At 36.2% G+C, this 22,038-nt stretch carries 23 protein-coding genes; all 23 read right to left on the reverse strand.

Features of this window, described 5'->3' with window-relative positions; all coding sequences use genetic code 11:
• Positions 1–82: 82 nt before the first annotated feature.
• The 23 genes from AB1349_07280 to trpB all read right to left on the reverse strand — a co-directional run bounded on the left by AB1349_07280 (position 83) and on the right by trpB (position 21,880).
• Positions 83–640, reverse strand: coding sequence for a biotin--[acetyl-CoA-carboxylase] ligase (locus AB1349_07280; GenBank protein MEW6557139.1), 558 nt, complete (start codon positions 638–640; stop codon positions 83–85).
• Between the two features lie 94 nt (positions 641–734).
• A complete protein-coding gene (gene nadC / locus AB1349_07285) occupies positions 735–1,556 on the reverse strand; it encodes a carboxylating nicotinate-nucleotide diphosphorylase (GenBank protein MEW6557140.1) in 822 nt (273 codons plus the stop codon).
• Between the two features lie 7 nt (positions 1,557–1,563).
• Positions 1,564–2,679: a HEAT repeat domain-containing protein gene (locus tag AB1349_07290; protein ID MEW6557141.1), complete on the reverse strand. Its 1,116-nt coding sequence runs from the start codon at positions 2,677–2,679 to the stop codon at positions 1,564–1,566.
• Positions 2,664–2,975 carry a hypothetical protein gene (locus AB1349_07295; GenBank protein ID MEW6557142.1) on the reverse strand — a complete coding sequence of 104 codons (312 nt, stop codon included), beginning with the start codon at positions 2,973–2,975 and terminating at the stop codon, positions 2,664–2,666. Before AB1349_07295 ends, AB1349_07290 begins: the two co-directional genes overlap by 16 nt.
• Positions 2,976–3,171: 196 nt before the next feature.
• Positions 3,172–4,644: a glycosyltransferase family 39 protein gene (locus AB1349_07300; GenBank protein ID MEW6557143.1), complete on the reverse strand. Its 1,473-nt coding sequence runs from the start codon at positions 4,642–4,644 to the stop codon at positions 3,172–3,174.
• Positions 4,645–4,785: 141 nt separating this feature from the next.
• Positions 4,786–6,843 (reverse strand): excinuclease ABC subunit UvrB, encoded by a 2,058-nt coding sequence (uvrB, locus tag AB1349_07305; protein MEW6557144.1) that lies wholly within the window; start codon positions 6,841–6,843, stop codon positions 4,786–4,788.
• A complete protein-coding gene (locus AB1349_07310) occupies positions 6,840–7,277 on the reverse strand; it encodes an aspartyl protease family protein (GenBank protein ID MEW6557145.1) in 438 nt (145 codons plus the stop codon). The genes uvrB and AB1349_07310 overlap by 4 nt, the downstream gene beginning before the upstream one ends.
• Positions 7,278–7,316: 39 nt before the next feature.
• Positions 7,317–7,676 carry an aspartyl protease family protein gene (locus AB1349_07315; GenBank protein MEW6557146.1) on the reverse strand — a complete coding sequence of 120 codons (360 nt, stop codon included), beginning with the start codon at positions 7,674–7,676 and terminating at the stop codon, positions 7,317–7,319.
• A gap of 215 nt (positions 7,677–7,891) precedes the next feature.
• Positions 7,892–8,185 (reverse strand): hypothetical protein, encoded by a 294-nt coding sequence (locus AB1349_07320; GenBank protein ID MEW6557147.1) that lies wholly within the window; start codon positions 8,183–8,185, stop codon positions 7,892–7,894.
• A gap of 27 nt (positions 8,186–8,212) precedes the next feature.
• The gene (locus AB1349_07325) at positions 8,213–8,518 is read right to left on the reverse strand and encodes a hypothetical protein (protein ID MEW6557148.1); all 306 of its coding nucleotides are present in this window, start codon (positions 8,516–8,518) and stop codon (positions 8,213–8,215) included.
• A 39-nt stretch (positions 8,519–8,557) separates the two neighbouring features.
• Positions 8,558–8,866, reverse strand: a complete 309-nt coding sequence (locus AB1349_07330) for a hypothetical protein (protein MEW6557149.1) — start codon at positions 8,864–8,866, stop codon at positions 8,558–8,560.
• Positions 8,867–8,906: 40 nt separating this feature from the next.
• Complete coding sequence (locus tag AB1349_07335; GenBank protein ID MEW6557150.1) at positions 8,907–9,122, reverse strand: DUF2283 domain-containing protein; 216 nt, start codon at positions 9,120–9,122, stop codon at positions 8,907–8,909.
• Positions 9,123–9,323: 201 nt separating this feature from the next.
• Positions 9,324–10,670: a hypothetical protein gene (locus AB1349_07340; GenBank protein ID MEW6557151.1), complete on the reverse strand. Its 1,347-nt coding sequence runs from the start codon at positions 10,668–10,670 to the stop codon at positions 9,324–9,326.
• Between the two features lie 35 nt (positions 10,671–10,705).
• On the reverse strand, positions 10,706–11,068 hold the full coding sequence (locus AB1349_07345; protein ID MEW6557152.1) for a four helix bundle protein: 363 nt from the start codon (positions 11,066–11,068) through the stop codon (positions 10,706–10,708).
• A 44-nt stretch (positions 11,069–11,112) separates the two neighbouring features.
• Complete coding sequence (locus tag AB1349_07350) at positions 11,113–11,628, reverse strand: hypothetical protein (GenBank protein MEW6557153.1); 516 nt, start codon at positions 11,626–11,628, stop codon at positions 11,113–11,115.
• The gene (locus AB1349_07355) at positions 11,625–12,002 is read right to left on the reverse strand and encodes a four helix bundle protein (GenBank protein ID MEW6557154.1); all 378 of its coding nucleotides are present in this window, start codon (positions 12,000–12,002) and stop codon (positions 11,625–11,627) included. The genes AB1349_07350 and AB1349_07355 overlap by 4 nt, the downstream gene beginning before the upstream one ends.
• Positions 12,003–12,028: 26 nt before the next feature.
• On the reverse strand, positions 12,029–14,599 hold the full coding sequence (locus tag AB1349_07360) for a hypothetical protein (GenBank protein MEW6557155.1): 2,571 nt from the start codon (positions 14,597–14,599) through the stop codon (positions 12,029–12,031).
• Positions 14,600–14,836: 237 nt separating this feature from the next.
• A complete protein-coding gene (locus AB1349_07365) occupies positions 14,837–16,804 on the reverse strand; it encodes a hypothetical protein (GenBank protein ID MEW6557156.1) in 1,968 nt (655 codons plus the stop codon).
• Positions 16,805–16,818: 14 nt separating this feature from the next.
• Complete coding sequence (locus AB1349_07370) at positions 16,819–17,709, reverse strand: ROK family protein (GenBank protein MEW6557157.1); 891 nt, start codon at positions 17,707–17,709, stop codon at positions 16,819–16,821.
• A gap of 29 nt (positions 17,710–17,738) precedes the next feature.
• Positions 17,739–18,932, reverse strand: a complete 1,194-nt coding sequence (locus AB1349_07375) for a folylpolyglutamate synthase/dihydrofolate synthase family protein (protein ID MEW6557158.1) — start codon at positions 18,930–18,932, stop codon at positions 17,739–17,741.
• 104 nt (positions 18,933–19,036) lie between these two features.
• Positions 19,037–19,852, reverse strand: coding sequence for an acetyl-CoA carboxylase, carboxyltransferase subunit beta (accD, locus tag AB1349_07380; protein ID MEW6557159.1), 816 nt, complete (start codon positions 19,850–19,852; stop codon positions 19,037–19,039).
• Positions 19,853–19,896: 44 nt separating this feature from the next.
• Positions 19,897–20,703 (reverse strand): tryptophan synthase subunit alpha, encoded by an 807-nt coding sequence (gene trpA / locus AB1349_07385; protein MEW6557160.1) that lies wholly within the window; start codon positions 20,701–20,703, stop codon positions 19,897–19,899.
• A 1-nt stretch (position 20,704) separates the two neighbouring features.
• Positions 20,705–21,880: a tryptophan synthase subunit beta gene (trpB, locus tag AB1349_07390; GenBank protein ID MEW6557161.1), complete on the reverse strand. Its 1,176-nt coding sequence runs from the start codon at positions 21,878–21,880 to the stop codon at positions 20,705–20,707.
• Between the last annotated feature and the right edge of the window lie 158 nt (positions 21,881–22,038).

Here is a 22,038-nt window from a genome sequence, read left to right on the forward strand (position 1 = left end):
GCTTTCACGTCAATTTTTTATAGGTTCCTTTATAATATGTCTCAGCATTTATTAGCAAGCGTGTCTGATGAATCAGACCACCCTATTTCTCATTAGAGAAATGGGAAATTTGCCAAACTACAGTTATTTTATTGAAAACGTTTGTTATGTTTGTTTTTTTACCAATAATTTCTTTCAGTGAAATTGCTATATCTTTAAGATTTTTCGGGATTTCATTATTGATATTTACTCCAACACCGATAATAACCCAATCGATTTTATTTCTAGTTATGGAACTCTCCGTCAGTATTCCCGCTATTTTTTTGTGACTTCGGACTTCGGATTTTGGGGTAACCATCACATCATTCGGCGGTTTAACCCAAAATTTGTATTTTTTTCCGACTATTTTTTTTAATGAGTCTATTATCGCCCATGCCATTTTCAATGTTAATAATGGAATTTTATCAGGACTTATTTTTGGCTTAAGAATTATTGAGAAGTAAAGTCCGCCTTTTTGCGAACTCCAGGTTCGTCCAAACTGTCCACGCCCTTTTGTTTGTTCTTCAGCGACAACTACTGTTCCTGATGGTGATTCTTTTGCAATTTTTTTTGCATAGTCCTGTGTTGAGTTGATTCTTGCAAATTTTATACATTTGCTCATTTGGTTAAATGATTAAGTGATTTTTAATACTTTATCCGACGGACAACAGATTTCCCAGTTGCTCATTTAGCTAAATGAGCAAGTATCTGGGTATTTAGTAGAATTCTAAACTTATATCAAGTGCAGGTGCGGAATGTGTTATTTTGCCGATTGAAATTCTGTCAGGTTTAAGTGCTGCAATTTTCTTCACAGTTTTTAAATTGATGTTCCCTGAAATTTCTATTTCACAGTTCGAATTTTTACGGATATATTTTATTGCTTTTTTCATTTGCTGATACCTCATATTATCAAGCATAATAATATCAGGTTTTAGCTTTACAAATTTTTTAACCTGACCGAATTTCTGTGCCTCGATTTCAATCTTTAAATTCCGAAACTGTGAAACTAAGAAATTAGGAAATTGGGAAATGAGTTTCAAATGGTTATCTTTGATCAAAACCATTTCAGAAAGATTCATTCTGTGATTGTAGCCGCCACCACATCTAACAGCATATTTTTCAAATTCTCTCAGAAGCGGTGTCGTTTTTCTTGTGTCGTATATTTTAACTTTTAATTTTTTACTTTTAACTCTCTCTACATATTTATTTGTGAGTGTTGCGATTCCTGAAAGATGCTGTAAAAAATTAAGTGCGGTTCTTTCACCTGTTAAAATTACCCGAGCGTTCCCTTTTACTTCGGCAATCACTCGGCCACTTTTTATTTCCTGACCGTCCTTGATTTTTTTTAGGAATATAATTTTTTTGTCAAGTTGCCTAAAAACTGTTTTCGCGATTCCCAGTCCGCAGACGATACCATTTTCTTTGACAACAAACCTTGCCGAAACGACTTTGTTTTTCGGTATCAGTATATTTGTAGTGATATCGCCTTTCGGCACATCTTCTTTAAGTGCAAGTTTGACAATCGTCTCTAGATTCATAAATTTTTTAATTGCTTAATTTTTGAATGTTTTCTAATGTTTGCTTCGCGTTTTCGCGTATATCTTTATTTTTATTTTTAAGCAATTTTTTAAGCGGTTCTATTGCTCTTGGGTCTTTGAGTTCGCCTAATGCCAATGCACATCCTGCATGGATATATGGATTTTTGTTCTTTAACCCAGCAAGTAAATAATCAGTTAGTTGCTCCCGATTGAAATTAGAATCGGATAGTTCTACCCAAACAAAAGGTATAGTCCCTATTGCTTCTATTAGATACGGAATTGCAGAATTATCTCCAATAGTACATAACGCTCTAACAGCACTCATAGCAGGTTCAGATTCAGTATCTTTTAGCAAATCAATCAATGGTTTTATTGCCCGGTTACTTTTCATTTTTCCTAGTGCTATTGCAATTTGACCACGCACTTCCGGGTCAGGGTCATTTAATTTCGCTATTAGATATTTGTCTGAATGACATCCTAATTCACCTAATGCAAATGCAGCCATTTTACGAACATCTTTATCTTTATCATCTAGTGTTTCTATTAGCGGTGTTGTCAAAAGAATGTAAGCTAAAACACTTATTAAATAATCGGTATCTGAACGAATTCTTGCATCTTTATCCTTCAAATCCTGACTCAAAGGTGTGAATAATCGCGGGTCATTGGTATGTTTTAGAACCGGGCCCAACACAAATGCTGCTGAATTTCGTAAATGAATATCTTCTTTTTTATTTATTATGATGGATATTAAAATTTCGTGAACATCTTCGCTACACATAGCGAAATTTCTTATTTTCTCATCACTGTTTATTGTTTCTATTATTTTTTTAACTGCTTCTATTCTTATGTTTTCATCTTGGTTTTTTATATCCTTAACTGGTTTAGCCAAATTATAATAACCATATACAATATGAGGAATTAAATTATTGTCTATAACAATGGAGAAATAAACTCCTATTTCTTCTCCATTATCAATAATGTTTTTTTCCCACTCACCACTTACATTACATTTGGCATATCTTACTTCATTGAATGCTTCGTTGATGTAACTTATATGGGGTTGGTCGTTTCTATCTATTACAAGTGAGGTGTTACCAATGTAATTGCTTATTTTAGTTCCCATTTTCTACTTTTTTGATTTTTTATAGCATATTTTAGAAATTTTCGTACACCCCCATAAAACACTACTACTAGATTATTATCTTCGTCTATCTTGATTGCGATTTGTTGTATTTCTTCAGGTAGATATTGGAGATTCGGATTGCGAAGTATTATGTTTTCATAACTCCATATGCCATCAACTTTTGTAAGATATTCTAATTCTCGCCCGTCACTAAAAATGATATGCGGAATATCATTTTTATCAAGAGTCATTGCCGTTAATAGATAATATTGATTTTCTACCAAATCATATTTCAAAGTTCCTGCTGAGTTATAAAAAATATACGGGTTGTTTTTAGTGCCAACTCGGATAACCGGATAACCGACTCTTTGGCCTTCTTCTATATTTGAAATACGTCAATCAGCATTACAAAAATTTAACAAACAAATAGAAAATATATAATAAACTAAAATTTTCTTCATAATTCTATTTTACCAAATTTTTTTTATATTTTCAATCAAAAATTGTGTATACATAAACAGGACCGAAACTACGCATCGGAAATACATTGGTTTTTTTGGAGGAACCGAAACGAAATGTATCAAGTATAAAAAATTGCTTTGTTGATTTTTGCACAGCAACGCCGAACATAATTCGTGAATTGTATTGAATAAGATACTGATATTCTAAACTCAATTTTTTATCCGGCGTAATATCCTTAACAGTTTGCGGAATACCCTGCGATTTAGTAAGAATGTAGCGGATTGCCTGATTTTTGAATTTGTAAGATGTCCCGTAATCGCCCGGCGCACCACCTAATTCATCAATCAGCTCGTAAAATTTAAAGATACTGAATACATTACTGCAGAGAATAAAAAAGGTGATAGTTATTATTATCGCTGTTCCTTTTTTCCTGAAAAATTTTTGTAAACTATCAAGAAAAATTGCAACCAAAATAAATTGCACAGGATATTGAATTACCAGATAATGCGGATAAATTCTTATCCGAATGAAAATCAAAAGAAATATCGGTGTTAACAGCCAGATAACCAAAATCAAAAAATTTTTTTTATTCTTGTCTTTAATAAATAATTTACAAATACAAAAAATCAGCCCTGCCAAAAAAAGAATTATTTCCAGATAATTTACAAAATTAAAAAAGGACAATTGAGAATAAAATTTTTCAGAATAGTTTCCTATCAGATACTGAAAATTTCCGCAATTTATATTTGTCAAAAAGTAAAAAAACACCGGCCTAACAGAGAAATTTTCTTTATATATTCCTTCAGAAAACGACTGAACAAAGTTTCTTAAATCCTCAAAATTATTTTTGTATTGAAAAACCAAATACGGAAGAAACAAAAACAAAACAATCATCAAACCCACAAACAGATATTTTTTATTGAATTTTGGTTTAACAACCCAACAGGTCAAAATCAAGAAAAATACACCTGCAATCCCCGAAAAGTGAATCTGGACAAGGCATGCTAAAAAAATCAGAATCCATAAAATCTGTTTAGGCTTATTGTCAATCAAAAATTCCAAAACAACAAGTAAAAATACGAGTGTAAAAAATGGAAGAAAATCCTGTGCCCAGATTTTTCTTGAATAAATTACTGTCCATGGTGAAAACGCAAATAGCGAACTAGATATTAGTGCTGTTTTTTTATTAAACAACTTGTTGGCTAATTTATAGGTAAGCAAAATTGTTATGGTATTCATCAGAACCACAAAAAACGCTCCAGCGAGTGGATTTCTTGAAAAAATAAATGGAACAGCCATCAGATATATAAATAATGGTGGATTATGAATTCCAACACTTGACTTTAATCCCGCCAGTGGAAATTCAGAAAAATTTGCAATATGTGTTGCCTTTAAACATGCGAATGCTTCATCTTGCTTAAACTCCATCAAATCAAGATGCCAGACCCTTAAAAAAAAGCCAACTACAAGAATTATTCCCAAAATTATATTATCTTTTCTCATTTTTTTCGCTTCGCTCACCCGAGAATGAATTCTCGGCTACTTTGTGGTGTGATGCTTCGGGCATAACCAGACGGGTTAAAACCCGTCTATGCCCTTGCATCTTTTTTCTTACAATCGTTGGCAGCAGATTGAAATCTGCTACTATGCCAATTCATTTCTTTTTTTAATTTGCATTTCTTTTAATTCAAAGATTTTATCCCGCAGAACTGCTGCAAGTTCAAAATTAAGATTATCCGCTGCATCGCTCATTTCTTTTTCAAGTTGAAAAATATCCTTTGTAGTATATTTAAGAATATCCTCTTTGACAAGAAGCAGAGAGTCCTGTTTTGCCTTATACTGAAACTCTTCCAATTCATCAACCGCTTTTACAATCGTTTTAGGTATAATTTTATGTTTCTTGTTGTAGTAGAGTTGTTTCTGCCGACGGCGGCTCATTTCCGATACTGCTCGTTTCATAGAGCCAGTGATATTATCCGCATAGAGAATTACAGTGCCGTTGATATTTCTTGCAGCTCTGCCTGAAACCTGTATCAGCGATGTCTCGCTTCTTAAAAAGCCCTCTTTGTCAGCATCCAGAACAGCAACTAACGAAACTTCAGGCAAGTCAAGTCCTTCACGGAGCAGATTCACACCGACGAGCACATCAAAATTACCTTTTCGTAAATCGTTAAGGATTTCTATTCGTTCTAACGCTTCAATATCAGAATGCAGATATTTTACAAGTAATTTTTTTTCGTAAAGATATTCAGCGAGGTCTTCCGCCATTCTTTTTGTGAGTGTCGTTACCAACACCCGTTCTTTTCGTTTGACAACTTTTTCTATTTCCGAGATTAAGTTATCAATTTGGTTTTCGGTTGGTTTTATTTTTACTTCAGGGTCAACAAGCCCAGTGGGACGGACAATCTGCTCTACGATTATCCCGTTTGATTTTTTGAGTTCGTATTCTGCAGGGGTTGCGGACATATAAATTACATCTTCAACAAGCGACTCAAACTCATCAAATTTCTGTGGACGGTTATCAAGTGCGGATGGGAGTCGGAAACCGAAATCAATCAATGTTTCTTTTCGTGCTCTATCGCCTTTATACATTCCGTAGATTTGTGGAATTGTGACATGTGATTCGTCAATAATTGTTAAAAACGATGTTTTCATGTTGTCGCCAACACGAAAACATCCTGATAGAAAATAATCTATTAAACAAGGTGGACGGCTACCTGCAGGTCGACCAGAGAGATGTCTTGAATAATTTTCAATCCCGTGGCAATAGCCCATTTCCAGAAGCATTTCAATGTCGTAATTTGTCCGTTGTTCAAGCCGTTGTGCTTCTAACAACTTACCTTCCTTTTGAAAGAACTCCAATCGTTCTTTTAACTCTTTTTTTATTTCTTCTACTGCTTGTTCTAAACGGGGTCTCGGGGTTACGAAATGTTTTGCAGGATAGATAAAATAGCGGGTGAGCGGGTGAGCGGGTGAGCGGGTGAGCGGACTCCCAGTAAGTGGATTTATTTCGGTAATTTTTGCGATTTCAGAACCTGAGAATTCTACACGGACGGCAGTTTCAGAATTAGCTGGAAAAACAGTTACCGTGTTTCCGCAAACACGAAATGTTCCTCTTGAAAAATCAGTATCATTTCGTTCGTAATGAATGCCGACAAGTTCAGATAGCAAAAAATCGCGACTCATTATTTTTCCTTTTTCTACAACCACACACATTTCACTGAAATCTGCTGGTGAGCCAAGATTGTAAATACAGGAAACGGAGGCAACAACAATTACATCATTCCGGGATAAAATTGAAGAGGTCGCTTTCAGCCGCAGACGGTCTATATACTCGTTGATTGATGCATCTTTTTCTATGTAGGTGTCCGTTTGAGGAATATACGCTTCCGGCTGGTAATAATCGTAGTATGAGATGAAATACTCAACGGCGTTATGCGGAAAAAAACTCTTAAATTCAGAATAGAGTTGTGCGGCAAGCGTTTTGTTGTGTGAGATAACAAGCGTCGGTTTTTGAACCTGTGCGATTACATTTGCGATTGTGAATGTTTTGCCAGAACCTGTAACACCTAAAAGTACCTGGTGTTTTTGACTTCGGACTTCGGACTTCGGACTGCTTTTTATTCCATCAACAAGTTGAGAAATTGCTTCCGGCTGGTCACCTGCAGGCTTGAATTTGGATACAAGTTTGAAGGTATTCACTTATTTTTATCAGTATATTTCAATTTTAATGTCGGAAGATAAGGAGATTCTGGTCTTGGTGTAATAGTTCGTTTCAAAGGATCTGGAATCAAATCCAATTCTTCAAGAACAAGTTGACCAATAAGTGGCTCGCAGCCCGGTGGTCCAACAAGACAAGCCGTTTTCATCTGTCTATCGCCTATTGTGAGTGCCACGGTGCCGGCTTTATCTAATTCAACTTTCTCTTCATTAGCCAGTGTGATTATTGCTTTACCAAACTTTCGTAAGCCCAATTTTTCAACCAAATCCTGCGGTAAAAGCACCATAACAGCGCCGGTATCTACTAATGCATCTACTTCCGCGGACCTAACCTTTTTCTTGACTATTTTGTTTTCTTCATATAGGAATAAATCTACTTCGTTCTCTAAACGGACTTTGACCCGTATCTCACCCATATAGATTTTCCTCCGTCCCCATTATTCCTACTGGCCCTTTTAAGCAAGAATCATAGGTAGGGTTTTTAACTGGCGTTTTAAAGGATCAAGGATTAGACCTAATGATTCAAGGGTAAAAGCACCTAAAAGTATGCTATCATCCTCTTCGCCAAAAATAACATCCGCACCGCCAATTTTATCAAGATACTTAAAAAGCGCTATTCCCTTTTTCCGTGTAATCTTTTCGCCATTTGCAAGTCTAAATTCCTCTTCTGACAATGGTTTGATTCCCAGTTTATTCAAAATGCCACTTGGAACTACTGAATAAATTGCGCCTGAGTCAATCAAAAATTCTACCTTTTCAGTAATCTCAGGTTTTGCCGGATTGCCTACTTCAACTTTTAAAACCGTAAGTCCCATTTTCTCACCTCCACTTTTTCTGTGAATCCCGCCCTTTCTACCGGCATTTTGTAGAAACCTATTTTTGTTTGGTAGAAGTCTACCAGCAGATTATTAGTTCCGCTTTTGGTTAAAACATCTTTGATTTCGCTTTAAGCGGTTTTACGCGGACTCGGGATTGAGCGTTTTCGCAGTTTTAATTATTAGTCCCCTAATTCTTATTTTTCTGTTTTATATTACTGTTTTTCTTCACGGCTAAGTTGCACTGTTCTTAGTGGTATGATTCCGATGTGTTCATCCATCTTGTTTATCTGCTCAGATATTTTTGCGGTTCGTTCATCCATTTTTACAGTTCTTTCATCCATTATCTTTAGTATTTCCAGTGTTTCTTTTCGCATTTCATCTATCACTTTTTGTGTTTCCGTAGATATTTCTTTAATTACTCTGTTGTTACTCTTGTTGTTTATAAGCCACACAAAACCTAATATCACACCCATCACACTTAATCCTATTCCAACTGCTAACTCCACAAAACCTCCTCTAATTTCTTAATTATTTCATGTTTTAGATTCTTTTGTTAACATTGCTGTTTTCTGTGGTATCTGTGAAATTAATTTAGCAACCATTTCTGTCTGTTCAGCAATTATTGCTGTTCGTTCATCCATTTTCCTGAAACCCTCATCCATTTTCCTGAAACCCTCATCCATCTTTCTAAATCCTTCATCTATTTTTGTGCCGATACTTTGCATAATTTCTTTTAAATCAGCACGGGTTCGCCGACCATTCCATACTGAAAACACACCAACTATGACACCAAAAATTGTTGCGCCACCCAAAATATAGCCCCCAATTACAAAATCCATATCAATTTTCCTCCGTCCCCATTTTTAACGTCCCCATTTTTAAGTTTGACGAATTGTTATCTTTTCTAATATCTTAGTTTGGTTCAACAGCATCTCAGCCAAAACAGCAAACCCTTTTCTTTGACCTTCTTCAATTTTAGCAAGTATTTCGGTTTGACCTTTCTGGATTTCAATTGCTTCTTTCTGGATTTCAATCGCTTCTTTCTGGATTTCAACAGATGAGTTTTGAGCATTTAGAATCGCTTTCAAAACTTTACTGTTTTCTTTCCGTATATCCCGAACAAACCAAACAATAGTTACTACACCTGCTATAACTGTAATAACTGCTACTAACCATTCTAAACCCATTATTTCCCTCCGTCCCCATTTTTTTATTTTTTTACTATTTTTAAGCCACCACTGCTAATTCGCGTTTAGCAAATGCCTCTACCATTTTGGGAACAATTTTAGTCGCATTAAGAAATTCTACCATTACAGGATTACCGTTCTTATCCCAGTGTAATACAACATCACCAACCATTTCTGCATCATCAATTTTACCTTCTTTTGATACCCGAATAGTAAGCACATCTGCTTCAGGTTCATATGAAATGTTATATGCCATACCGCCTCCTTCTGACAGGGAAAACAGTGATAATTTTTCTAATTGGTTTTATTTTGTTCTCTGTGCTCTCCGTGTCTCTGTGGTAAGGTTTTTCAACAATCTCATTTTTTTAATCACGAAAGCACGAAGGTACGAAGAAAGATTCTTTTCGGAATTTCGCGTTTTCGTGGTTAATTCTGCTTTTCCTCCGTCCCCATTTCCTTACCAGTTTGGATTATTCCAGGAGCCAGGCGCAAATTCTGTCCAGGATTCTCTTGTGAATTTCTGTTCCTGATAGATTACATTATCTGCGACCTCTTCATTATAATAAATTACAGAATTACCATTTAAGTTCTCAGTATTCCCATCACCAATCACAACACCAACAATTGCTTGATTTCCTGCTTGTGAAGTAATATTCCCATCAACATAAATAAGTCCATGAAGCATTATATCATTTAAAGTTGCCTGAGCACCATTTGCCCAACCATTACTAGTCCATACATCCTGTGCGGTTGTATGTGTACAACCATCTTTATGAAAATATTCTTTCCTTGCATTATTTGGGATAAATACTCTATAATTAGGAGCAACATCAGTTTTAGCTGTATTAGCCCAGCCATTACCTTTTAATTCAAGATTCCCCAGACATATTAAGTCTCCTCTTATAAATGTATTGGTTTTTATGGTAACATTCCCGGTTACATAATATGTTGGTGTATCGCCATCTCCTGCTACACCATTTACAGTTAAACCTGTTTCATAATCTCTGAAATTAGGCCCGAATGTTACATTCCCTTCATGATAACCACCTTCGGGAGATGGATCATCGGAATCAGGTGTTCCATTTTCATAAACTGGGTTATATGCTTTCGCTCTCTCCAGATAGGTTGGTAGGTCAACTTCAGGTAAATCTGGAAGCGTCTCTTTCGCCCAGTACTCGCAATCATCAGTATCAGGTGGATTTCTGGGATCGATATTCCCTCTTGCATATTTTCTTGGATAGTATCTGTTTGCAGCACCACCAGTAAGATTGATATTCCCTCTTGATTTGATTGCTCCCCAATGTATTTCAAAACTTCCTGCTGAACCAATATTCCCATCAGCATCTATTGCTGATTGTGCTGCTTGTCTAGAATATATCGCTCTAATCCCGCGTAGTTCTCGTCCGGCAGTATCCTGAGCTACAGATGCGATTGTAACCTCACCCGATTCAGGCCCTGATGATATTCTTATTTTATATCTCCCGCCTGCAATATCTGTAAATTCAGTTCCTCCATCATAACCCGACGGAACTATTCCATTTCTTGCATTATTCCAGCCGTTTTCTTCACCATTTAATGCGAAAACACCGCGATCAATACCGGCTTCTGCGAGATGGAATGCTCGTGTAGACTTGGTTTCTTTTGTTGTCCATTTTGCTTCATGTTGAGAGAAATACACAAGTGCGGGGATAATGATGGCTATAACCATAGCGAGGATGAGCATAATGACGACGACCTGACCAGAACGACAGAAGCAAGAAGCAAGAGGCAAGAAGTAAGATTTAAGACGATTAAAAAATTTCATAATCCCTCCTTAAAACAGAAGCAAGAAACAAGAAGTCAGAATTTCTGCCAGTTTTTTATTAGTGCGAAAAGCATTGCGCCAACTTCATTATATTTTTTAGTTAGATTTTCATAAATTTCGTTGCTAATATACTTACAATCTTTTGAAAAATTTAACCATACTTTTACCTCTTCACAAGAACCAACAGCATCGTTAAGATGTCGTAGAAATACGTCTTTATATTTTCTCTTTGCCCATCCTTCTACAATATTAGCAGGAATAGACCTTGACGACCGTCTTATTTGGTCTGTTAATGAATATGTTTCTTCTTTTGGAAATTTTTTTGTTATCTCAAAAATCTCCATTGCTAATTCATATGATAAAGTATAAACTTTCAAATCTTTGTATGTTCTTATCATCTTGCTTCTTGCTTCCTGCTTCTTGCTTCTTGCCTCTTACTCTCTCAATTCATAATCCTTACTTTTTCTACTGATAACTGCAGTGCTTTTCGTCTTGCTGAGAATGTAGATTTCTCAAATGTTATAGAAACATTTATAATAGAGTCGTCTGATGTCTGCGGATATGTGAATTGAACAGCCCTCAATGATTTTGCAATGCTTCTTGTAGAACTAATCACTTCATACAGTTCCTGGTCTTTCTGATAATAGATATGTGTCTGGCTATCTTTTGTGAATGTTATTCTTGAATATGGCGGCTGATTGCTGTCATATCTATCCACAACAACCGATGATGCGTCCGCCTGCCTTAAGTGTTTGTTTATTGCTGAGATACAGGTTCTTGCATCACGCTGGATTTCTGTTTTTGCCTGAGAAAGATACCAGAGTTGTATCCATTTTAAGAATAATGATGACAGTGCGAATGCCATAATAGATATCATAGCCACATTTATCATTAGTTCTATGAAGGTAAGACCTTTAGATTTGTGTAATGTGTAATGTGTGATGTGTAATGTAATCACTTCAAACTCCTAATTAATTTCCCAAGCATATTACAAATATGAATACAAACTGACCTTAAATCATCAAATTCTTCTTTTGTAATCTGCTGTTCGGTTAAGAGTAAAGTTATCATTGGAATACATTCTCGTCCAGAATTTAGTGCTATATTGTAAAACTGTGATTTACCTTTCTTTGATTCTTTTCCACTTCCTTCAGCAATATTATTCGCAATAGAAAGTGCTGACCTGGTAAACTGGTCTCCAATTAAATAACGATATCCTGGTTGCAATTTCCCATATATTTTGAAAACCTTGCTAATAAATTTCAGTGCTATTTTATATACTTCTAATTTCTCAAAATCAAATACATAATTTTTATAATCTTCATTACACATAACACATAACACATTACACAGTTTTCCTACCAACTGCCTGAAAAGTTCACTGTTACTGGTGAAGTAGTATCATCAACTGCTGTAGATGTGACTCCGGTTTTGGTTTTAGTTGTAACACTGGTTCCTGATGTTTTGGTGTACCAAGCTCGCAGATTATATGTCCAGCCCTTCCTTACAAGAACCTCATATGTGCCGTCAGAAAGTGATACAGTTCCGTAATAAATTTTTGTACCACTTCTGAAAGATGAGTCAATTGCTGACGGGCTTTCAGGCGGTTCTGCGGCAACTGTTGTAGCCACAATTAAAACGCCAGTTGTAATATTTCCGCCTATTTCAGTATCTGAGACAGTCCCTTTTATTTTGCCCCATGCGGATGTTATTGTAAAATTGTTGCCTGTATCTTCAACACCTTGAGAAACGGTTATCGGATAGGTTTTAGCACTGGTATAAGAATCCGCTGCATCAAGCACAGGGAACATATAGCAACTACCTGTCCGAACACCTTTCCTCAGATATGTTCCGTCAGTTTCTGAAAGAACATCCTTTGACCAGCCGGCAGCGGGAACGGTTGCTCTAACAGTGATATACGGCAAATTACCGCCTGATGCATTATATGTATGTCCTGATACCCAGCCTGCAGGATAGATATAAAGCGCACCGGCATCAGCAGCAGAACCTTCTGTTACTTGAACTGTATTTGAAGCATCTGGTTCATCATCACCTGAAGTCCAGGAAGCAGAAAAATAATCAGGATTTGCTATTACTGTATAAGAGCCCGCATCAACTGAAAAACTGAAAGAACCAGATGAGTCAGTAGTTGCTGAATAGATACCTGCTTCAACACGAATCCCTGACACACCTACCCAGGTGTCACCTCGGACTACTCCACCGTAAATAACCCCGCCAGCCACCGGTGAAGAAAGTATCACTTCATTTCTGTCAGTATCAGGCCATTGCGGTGATGTTGCCGAATTCGGGATTGCAGTACCGACACCATAACTCACAGAAACATTTGATATCTCTCTGAAATATTCTCTTGATGAGATATAGACAGTGCAACTGCCGGTTGCAACAGATATAGAAAAGTATGCATTTCTTGATGTTGGTTCCATATATGCAAATGTAAGTGATGAGAGCCCATCATTTGCAGAAATATACGCGCCATATGCAGGTGTGCCTGAAACAACTGTTTTTGTATTTGACGAATTTCGTGGTCTTAGCAATGATTCCTCTGCAGGATTGCGGTATCTGAAATCAGTTTCGTTATCATTGGAATCGTAAGCATTACCTTCATATCGCCAACCATAATCGGTACCTTCATAGTAAGAACTTCGCATAATAGCAGAACTTGTCCAAAGTTCAGCTTCACATTCTCCTTCAACTGCTCTTGAAGGTGCATCTTTTGCAGTAGAGCTCCATGCAACACTATCAATTTTATCGTTTGGGTCATCAGCCCAGGCTAAAACAATCCCGCCTGCAGTATCATCTTTGATATAATCCTCATATATAGTACTGTAACAGCCGTCAGCATAATATGTTGTACCACCCATTACTACAGCACCGGTATTAGCAATCAAAAAATAGCAAGAAGGTGGAATAACTGTATTGGTATAAACTGCAGGCAGTATTTTTGAATCTGCAGCACCTAACGGATTATTATTTTCGTCAATATAATAAACGGTGCAGTCACCTATTAACCATGCCCAGGTTGTTGGGTTAAAAAGTTCTACATATTCCTGTTCACCAGCAATACCTGCAGGTTTGGTAGATGCACATACCTGGCTGATTACAGGATGCTCGTTTATTACAACCCAGCCGGTAACTGTGCCTGTTAGTTTCTGCTGAAGTTGCAAGTTTTGCGGGTTTGTATTAACTGAAAAATTGGCAGATGTAGAGTCCCAGTAGCCATCTTTTGAGGCACGAACTTGAACGGTGGCGGGTGAGGTTGTCTTAATCAGATAATAGCCGGTTGTAGAGGTTGTAGCATCTTTATTGATATCCTGCACAATTTCTACCTTTGCACTTGCAATACCAACCGCGGTGCCTGTAGTTGTAACAAGCCCGAAAATCTTGCCAGATAATACTGACCTGTTCGGGTCGTCTCTGAAATTGTATAAAACAAGGTTTTTAGATTCACCACCCTCTGTCCATACTACCTCTATTTTGATTTTTTTGATACCCTCGTCTTCGGCAGTTGCAGACATTGTAGAAATTACCGTCTCACTGCCAATAGATTCTTCATGCGCCTTCCAGACAGTTACACGCCTTGTAAAACTAATATCGCCAACCGTCAGTGTTTCCGGTGTATAGTCAGTATTTGTGTTATCGTAGCCGTAAGTATCAAGGTCGTCCTGTGAAGTCGTTAATAACCGCGAGTATGAAACATTTTTTAATGCCTCTACTTTTTCCTGTCCTAAATTATTCGCGATAGTTCGTGCTTTAGATACGATAATACCTTTACCAATAGTTGAGAAAGTGGTAATTACGCCGAGAATAACGATACTGATAACAAGTATCGCCACCATTATCTCAACCTGGGACAGACCAGAACGGCGGTTGATAAGTTGATAAGTTGATAAGTTGATAAGTTTTTTCATATAATCTAGAAATAACAGTTCAGTTTTGCTGAAATCTGTAGACTACCCCTTAAGGGGTAGCCTACTTTTAATTTTACCACTGAAACACAATTCCAAACCCGCATTGGAATTGTATTGGAATTTCTATGGCTTCACTATATTTATAACATATTTAGATGAGATTGTCAAGGTGTTTTTTGACACATGACTAATAGACAAATTAAAAATTAATTTTACATTTTACATTTTTAATTGCCTCTATCGCCACGGGTACCATTTCCGTTCCCAATCTGTATCCTGCTGTTCTTTTTGCTTATCAGTAACAGTGGGCTTGATTCTTATATTAAATCGGACTTCATAATAAATTTCTTCAGTAGTAGTAAGTGGTGCGCGTTCAAGATAACTGAATACTGCTTCCCAGCAGTGCAGGTCGCGATAGATACTGAACTGGTATTCATAGAATTTAAAGTTTGAGAGATAGTATTTTACATCCGCTGAAGAATCGTAGTTAAACGAAGATTGCATTTTGTAAGAAAGTTGCCAGTTTCGTGTAGGTTTCAGTCCGAGTTCGTTAAAAAAAGTAAGTTTTTGCGGCTGAAGCCGATTATATGAGAACCCGTTTTTCAAATAGACATCGCCTTCGCCTCTGCCAGCTTTTACACTTGTATTTAGCTGGACAGAATTAGGTTTTTCGTACAGGATACTGTAATCATTTTTATAGTAGATATTTAGTATATTGTAAGTGTAAAAATCAATTTCAGATGTGATACCATCCAGCCGCTGTTTAATATCATCCAAGCCACCAATTTTTTCGTGCAATTTTCGCCGTATATTAAACCCTGTCCATATTCGTAATGTCAGGTTATCAAAATATGCAGACTGCGTAGTTCTCAATTTGTTCACGAGCACACCGTGATACTCATCATGTGGTTTCTCTATTTCCTGCTCAAAATGATGACCGAAATCCTGACTTAAAAAATAAACAGGTCTGAGATTCAAATTCATATCGGTTCTATGGACACTTTTATAGATATCTGCCGGGTTTTGTTTGTTGATTCTGTCCTGCCAGTATTGAGTAAGCCCGGTTGCAGGCGTGAGTGTAATTATTCTTGTCAGTCGCAGTGGGCTGGAAATATCAAAGTTTGCATTACCTTTTGTCAGAAAAAAATCAGTTATTCGTGACCATGTTTTGTCAGCATTCAAACCCCATTTATAGTAAAGTGGCAGGTTTTTTAGTTTTATCTGCGTGGTTGTATATGCGAATGATGGCACAACCATATTAGTCAGAATATACTTGCTTTCAGTAGAATCAAACACATCGTATCTTGAAAACAGTATTCGGGTAGTTGATTGTTTAGCAGTTTTGGTGAATGCGATAGATGAATCTACTGCTCTGTTAACTCTTATCCAGTCCCGAGTATAATAGTTGTTAAACGATTCGTCACTAGCAAGATTTGAGTTTATCTGAGCAGTCCAGTTATACGACAAATCCTGCCAGTGATACACCTGAAGATTCCAGCGTCTTATTCCGTTATCTTGCTCAAAGATATGATACCCATAGATAGAGCCCTGTGTTTTCTGCCCGGCATCTCCACCCCATTCATCTCTCTCAAAATTATAATTCAGTTCTGTACCTGTTCCCCAGCCTTTGTAAGAAAAATAATCCAGATACAGTTTGCTATAAAGATAGTCGGTAAATGGATACTTAATAGTAGTTTTTGCATAATAGTCATCACGCTGATTATAGCCCTGCCTGATATCAATCTCCAGTTTTTTATCACGGAGCGATTTATAATAGTATGGCAGTATAAATACAGGCACATCGTCTAAATAGAAAATAACATTGGTTGCAGTTATTTTTTTGTTAGCGACAAGATGGACTTTTTTTGACCAGAATCTGTAATGCGGGTTTTCAAGATTACAAGTTGAAAAAGTAGTATTCTCAAGCCAGATATCTTTCTTTACTAAGTTTGATGTAGCATTATCACAGGTCATTGCTATATCTTTTACAGCCAGTTTTACATTACCAGAAAAAATTGCGATACCTTTCTGTCGGTCATAGTCCAGTTTATCAGATGTGATATCTACTTCCTGTGCGGAAAGGCAGTGGATAAGTGGATAAGTGAAAAAAAGCAAGTGAATAAGTGAATAAGTGAATAAGTGATTAGTAGAAACTAACCACCTAACCACATAATTACTTAACCACTTGAAGTTTACTAACCACATAACCACATAACCACTTAATCACTTTTTTTTGACAAAAGTGCCGCACCGATTGCTCCGAGGTTTTTAGCGTGTTTGGATTTGATAATTTTGACATGTTTTAGCGATGCTGTAAAAACACGCTTTTTTAATTCTGTAAAAAACGGTTTTTTTATTAAATCCCAGTTGGCTGAAACACCACCTGAAAAAGTTATCATATCCGGATTGAAAATATTGATAAGATTGCCAGTTCCAACCGCAAGATATTCGGCTGTTTTTTGGTAGACAAGAACTGCTTTTTTATTACCATTCCGCGCTAATTCTGCAATTACGGCAGGTGTTAAGTTTTTATTTTTTAACCCCTGCTTGATTGCTATTCTAATTATGCCTTTCGTACCAATATACGATTCAAGACAGCCATAATTTCCACAACTGCATCTTGGACCATTCTGATTGATAGTAATATGTCCTGCTTCACCTGCAGAACCAGTTGAACCCCGATAAAGTTCGCCATTTGTAATAAATCCGCCACCAATACCGGTTCCAAGCGTAATTGTAATAAAATTCTTGTATTTTTTTTTGCCATCAAGAATATATGAGCCAACCGCAGCGCAGTTAGCATCATTATCAACAACAGTACGAACATTTGTTCGTACCTCAAAGTATTTTTTTAAATGGACATTTGTCCATTTATGAAGATTAGGCGAATGCCGAACGATACCATTTTTGCTATCAATATCGCCTGCTATACCAACCCCGATTGACTTAAACTTTTCACATAGTTTTAATTGCTGAACGATTTTGTCAAGTACAAGTGCTGGTGAACCTTTAGGTGTCGGGAGTTCAACTCGGTTTTTTATTTTGCCTGTTTCATCAGTTAAAATAATAAGTATTTTAGTGCCACCAATATCTATACCAATAAGATTCATATCAATCCTTAATTTTACATTTTACATTTTTAATTTTTAATTGCCCTTAATGCCTCACCAACCGTATAGGTTGAGCCTGTAATACATAAATCTGCTAAATTTGCTATCGCAAATTTAATTGCCTTTTTTATATTGCTGAAAACAAAAATATTTTCTGGCGAGATATAGGCTAAAAACTCTTTTTGGACAATTTGTGGACTTAATGCACGATTATTTTCGGGTGCTGAAATAAAAACATTTTTTACAATAGGTGCAATAATTCTTACCATTTTTTTGTAATCCTTATCTGCTAACACACCAAATACAAAATTGATTTTTTTGCCAAAATATTTTTTTATTGAATTTTTAAGCACCAACATTCCCGCAGGATTATGTACAACATCTAAAACAATTTTTAATTTTGAATTTTTAATTTTGAATTGTTTTACTTCAAACCTTGCCGGCCAGTATGTGTTTTGTAATCCAGTAATAATATATTTTTCAGGAATGCTTAAAAATCTACAAACTGCGACTGCCAGACTTGCATTTTGTTGCTGGTGTTCTCCAAAAAGTGAGATTTTATAATTTCTGTTATTCTGAATTTTTATAACTTTTGCATTTTTTGAACTCGCAATTTCTTGTATTTTTTTTAATGCTTTTCCATAGCATGATGTTATAACAGTCCCATTAGTTTTTATTATTCCTGCTTTTTCTTTTGCTATTTTTTCAGTTGTGTTTCCAAGATATTGTGTGTGCTCAAGCGATATATTTGTAATAATAGAAACCAGCGGATTTTTTATAACATTTGTCGCATCTAATCGGCCACCAAGCCCCACTTCAATCACAGCAAAATTAACATTTTCTTTTGCAAAATACCAAAATGCCATTGCAGTTAAGAATTCAAAATATGTCAGGGTGTAGGGTGTAGAGTGTAGGGTATAGTTAAATACAAATTGTGTAAAATCTTTTTTTGTAATTTTTTTGTTGTTTATCTGTATTCGTTCTCTGATATCTAACAGATGTGGTGATGTGTAAAGCCCGACTTTGTAGCCTGCGTTTTGTAAAATTGTAGAAATATACGCAGCAACCGAACCTTTCCCATTGGTGCCTGCAATATGGATAATTTTTAGTTTATCCTGTGGGCTGTCAAGCCGGCATAAAAATTTTCTGATTCGTGCTAAACCAAATCTGTATCTGAACTCTTCAAAATTATCTACGATTTTAACTGCTTCATTATATTTCATTAAAGTTCTTTATTCCATTTTGTGTTTTCTAACTTTCGTGTTTTCGTGGTCAATTATTCAGTTTCCAATACAACAAAATGTAAGCAAATGCTTACATTGGAAGGTCAGTATAGCAAATCAATTACTTTTGAAATTGTATTTTTAAGTTCTTTTCGCTCAACAACTATATCAATCTGGCCATGTTCAAGCAAGAATTCTGAAAGTTGAAACCCATCAGGTAGTTTTTGTTTGATTGTCTGCTCTATTACACGCGGTCCTGCAAAGCCGATTAACGCTTTGGGCTCTGCAATAATTACATCACCTAAGAATGCATATGATGCAGAGACGCCGCCTGTAACAGGATGGGTTAACACAGAAATAAACGGTATTTTTGTTTCTGAAAATTTTGCGAGTGCGACAGCTGTTTTTGTCATCTGCATCAGCGATAACATTCCTTCCTGCATTCTTGCACCACCTGACGCAGAAACAATCACAAGTGGAACCTTTTTTTCTATCGCTGTTTCAATTGCAAGTGTAATTTTTTCGCCAACGACACTGCCCATACTACCACCTAAAAAATCAAAATCCATCGCACAGAAAACAACTTCTTTACCGTTGATTTTTCCAACACCTGTGGTAACTGCTTCTGCAAGTTTTGTTTTCGTTTTAGTATGTTTTATTTTTACTGTATACTTTTGAGTGTCCTTAAAAGCAAGCGGGTCGGTTGTCTGTAAGTTTGCAGCGGTTTCACTAAAACTGTTGCCATCTAAAAGAGTGGCTATTCTATCTTTTGCAGATAACCGAAAATAGTGGTTACATTTCGGACAGACAAAAAAATTTTCGGTAAGTTCTTTGTTGTAAATTATATTCTGACAGCTATCACATTTTTTCCAGAGACCATCAGCAACTGATACCTTTTCTTTAGATTCTTCTTGTGACATATATCTTCCTCCGTTAAAGGCAATTAAAAATGTAAAATTGAAAATTAAAAATTGTTGAGAACGGTTTTTAAACTTTTGACAAAATTTATTACTGATTTTTTCTGGCGGATTTGTTCAATCACAGCACTACCGATAATAAAACCATCACAGTATTTTTTTAATTTTTGTATATGTTCTGGTTTAGATATACCAAACCCGACAAAAAGCGGTTTTGAAGTTTTTGCAGAAAGTGTTTTTAGAAACGGGATTAACTCACTATCAATTTTTTCTCTTACACCCGTAATCCCTGTCACAGCAGTTACATAGACAAAGCCAGTTGATGAATTAGCAATTTTTAATGCCCGATTTTTTTCAGTAGTAAGTGCAACTAACGGAATATATGCTATTTTATATTTTTTTGCTAATTTCCTGGTTTTATTACTTTCTTCTGATGGCATATCAGGGATTATTAGCCCATCAACGCCTGTAATGTCATTCCCGAATGTCTCTGTCGGGCATTTTTTTAGTTGCTGAAAAAACTTGTTTAACCCGAAATTGTAAATAGGATTCAAATATCCCATAATTGCTATTGGTATATTACTTTTTTGTCTAACATTTTTTATAATATCAAAAACCTGGTGAATATTTGTACCATTCTCAAGTGCCTTCTGAGATGAATACTGAATTGTAGGTCCATCAGCAATCGGGTCTGAAAACGGAATCCCGAGTTCAATTATATCAACATATTTCTCAAGTTCAATTATCAATTTTTCAGTTGTTTTTATATTTGGATAACCCACTGTTAAAAAAACTGACAGTACTTTTTTATTTTGGCTTTTTAATTCTTTTAGCAGTTTTTCAAGTCGGTTCATTTTAACTTTTAACCTTTAACTTTTCACTTGCTATATTTATATCTTTATCGCCTCTTCCTGATAAACAGACAACTATGATTTTATTTTTTGCTTTCAGTTTAGACAGATACGCAATTGCGTGTGCAGGCTCTAATGCTGGTATAATCCCTTCAGTCTCAGATAGCAACTTGAACCCTGCTAATGCTTCTTTATCAGTTACAGAAACATATTTTGCTCTGCCAGTTGTTTTATAAAATGCGTGTTCAGGACCTACACCAGGATAATCAAGCCCTGCAGAGATAGAATGTGTCTGTGAAATCTGGCCATTTTTATCCTGTAGTATAAAACTTTTAGTTCCATGCAGAACACCAACTTTCCCTTGTTCAAGCGATGCGGCGTGCTTGTCTGTTTTAAGCCCGAGCCCGCCGGCTTCTACACCAATAAATTTTACATTTCTATTGTTATAAAATGGAGAAAAAAGTCCAATTGAATTTGAACCACCACCAACACAGGCAACAAGATAATCCGGCAACCGTTTGTAAAATGTAAGCATTTGCTTACATACTTCTTTGCCGATTACTGACTGAAAATCACGCACAATCACTGGGTAAGGATGCGGACCTACACAAGAGCCCAGAAGATAATATGTTGTTTTTACATTTGTTACCCAATCGCGTATTGATTCGTTTATTGCATCTTTAAGTGTACGGCTACCTGAATGAACCGGTATAACATTCGCACCTAAAAGTTTCATTCTATACACATTTATCGCCTGTCTTTTTATATCCTCATCACCCATATAGATATCGCATTTTATTCCGAATAACGCACAGACGGTTGCAGTTGCGACACCGTGCTGACCTGCGCCGGTTTCTGCGATGATACGTGTTTTGCCCATTTTTTTAGCAAGCAGTGCCTGACCGATAGCATTATTGATTTTATGTGCACCAGTATGGCAGAGGTCTTCGCGTTTCAGAAAAATTTTCATTGAAAATTTTTCTGAGAGGTTCTTAGCGAAATAAAGTGGAGTAGGTCTACCAGCATAGTTTGTGAGATAGTACTCAAGTTCCTGTTTAAAATGTAAGCATTTGCTTACATTTTTGTAAAATTTTTCAAGTTCAACCAATGCTGATATTAATGTTTCAGGCACGAATCTGCCACCAAACTCACCAAAATAACCGTTTTTATCAGGTAACATAACAATTATTATACCAAAAACTAAAAAAAATGCAAATAAAAAGTAGTCGGCAATTAATTGCCGACTACTACTGGGTGCTAAACTTTTTCGCCAGACGAATCCGCCTACGGCGGAAGTTTAGGCTAAAGCCTACCCCCCCCCCAACGGGCGAGCTTATC

It is taken from the genome of Elusimicrobiota bacterium, from assembly GCA_040757695.1.
Taxonomy (GTDB): domain Bacteria; phylum Elusimicrobiota; class UBA8919; order UBA8919; family UBA8919; genus JBFLWK01.

Coding starts and splice junctions, on each gene's coding strand:
- AB1349_07280 (MEW6557139.1), bottom strand. CDS start 640: ATGAGCAAATGTATAAAATTTGCAAGAATCAACTCAACACAGGACTAT.
- nadC (MEW6557140.1), bottom strand. CDS start 1,556: ATGAATCTAGAGACGATTGTCAAACTTGCACTTAAAGAAGATGTGCCG.
- AB1349_07290 (MEW6557141.1), bottom strand. CDS start 2,679: ATGGGAACTAAAATAAGCAATTACATTGGTAACACCTCACTTGTAATA.
- AB1349_07300 (MEW6557143.1), bottom strand. CDS start 4,644: ATGAGAAAAGATAATATAATTTTGGGAATAATTCTTGTAGTTGGCTTT.
- AB1349_07310 (MEW6557145.1), bottom strand. CDS start 7,277: ATGGGTGAGATACGGGTCAAAGTCCGTTTAGAGAACGAAGTAGATTTA.
- AB1349_07315 (MEW6557146.1), bottom strand. CDS start 7,676: ATGGGACTTACGGTTTTAAAAGTTGAAGTAGGCAATCCGGCAAAACCT.
- AB1349_07325 (MEW6557148.1), bottom strand. CDS start 8,518: ATGGATTTTGTAATTGGGGGCTATATTTTGGGTGGCGCAACAATTTTT.
- AB1349_07330 (MEW6557149.1), bottom strand. CDS start 8,866: ATGGGTTTAGAATGGTTAGTAGCAGTTATTACAGTTATAGCAGGTGTA.
- AB1349_07335 (MEW6557150.1), bottom strand. CDS start 9,122: ATGGCATATAACATTTCATATGAACCTGAAGCAGATGTGCTTACTATT.
- AB1349_07340 (MEW6557151.1), bottom strand. CDS start 10,670: ATGAAATTTTTTAATCGTCTTAAATCTTACTTCTTGCCTCTTGCTTCT.
- AB1349_07345 (MEW6557152.1), bottom strand. CDS start 11,068: ATGATAAGAACATACAAAGATTTGAAAGTTTATACTTTATCATATGAA.
- AB1349_07355 (MEW6557154.1), bottom strand. CDS start 12,002: ATGTGTAATGAAGATTATAAAAATTATGTATTTGATTTTGAGAAATTA.
- AB1349_07360 (MEW6557155.1), bottom strand. CDS start 14,599: ATGAAAAAACTTATCAACTTATCAACTTATCAACTTATCAACCGCCGT.
- AB1349_07365 (MEW6557156.1), bottom strand. CDS start 16,804: ATGTGGTTAGTAAACTTCAAGTGGTTAAGTAATTATGTGGTTAGGTGG.
- AB1349_07370 (MEW6557157.1), bottom strand. CDS start 17,709: ATGAATCTTATTGGTATAGATATTGGTGGCACTAAAATACTTATTATT.
- AB1349_07375 (MEW6557158.1), bottom strand. CDS start 18,932: ATGAAATATAATGAAGCAGTTAAAATCGTAGATAATTTTGAAGAGTTC.
- accD (MEW6557159.1), bottom strand. CDS start 19,852: ATGTCACAAGAAGAATCTAAAGAAAAGGTATCAGTTGCTGATGGTCTC.
- trpA (MEW6557160.1), bottom strand. CDS start 20,703: ATGAACCGACTTGAAAAACTGCTAAAAGAATTAAAAAGCCAAAATAAA.
- trpB (MEW6557161.1), bottom strand. CDS start 21,880: ATGTTACCTGATAAAAACGGTTATTTTGGTGAGTTTGGTGGCAGATTC.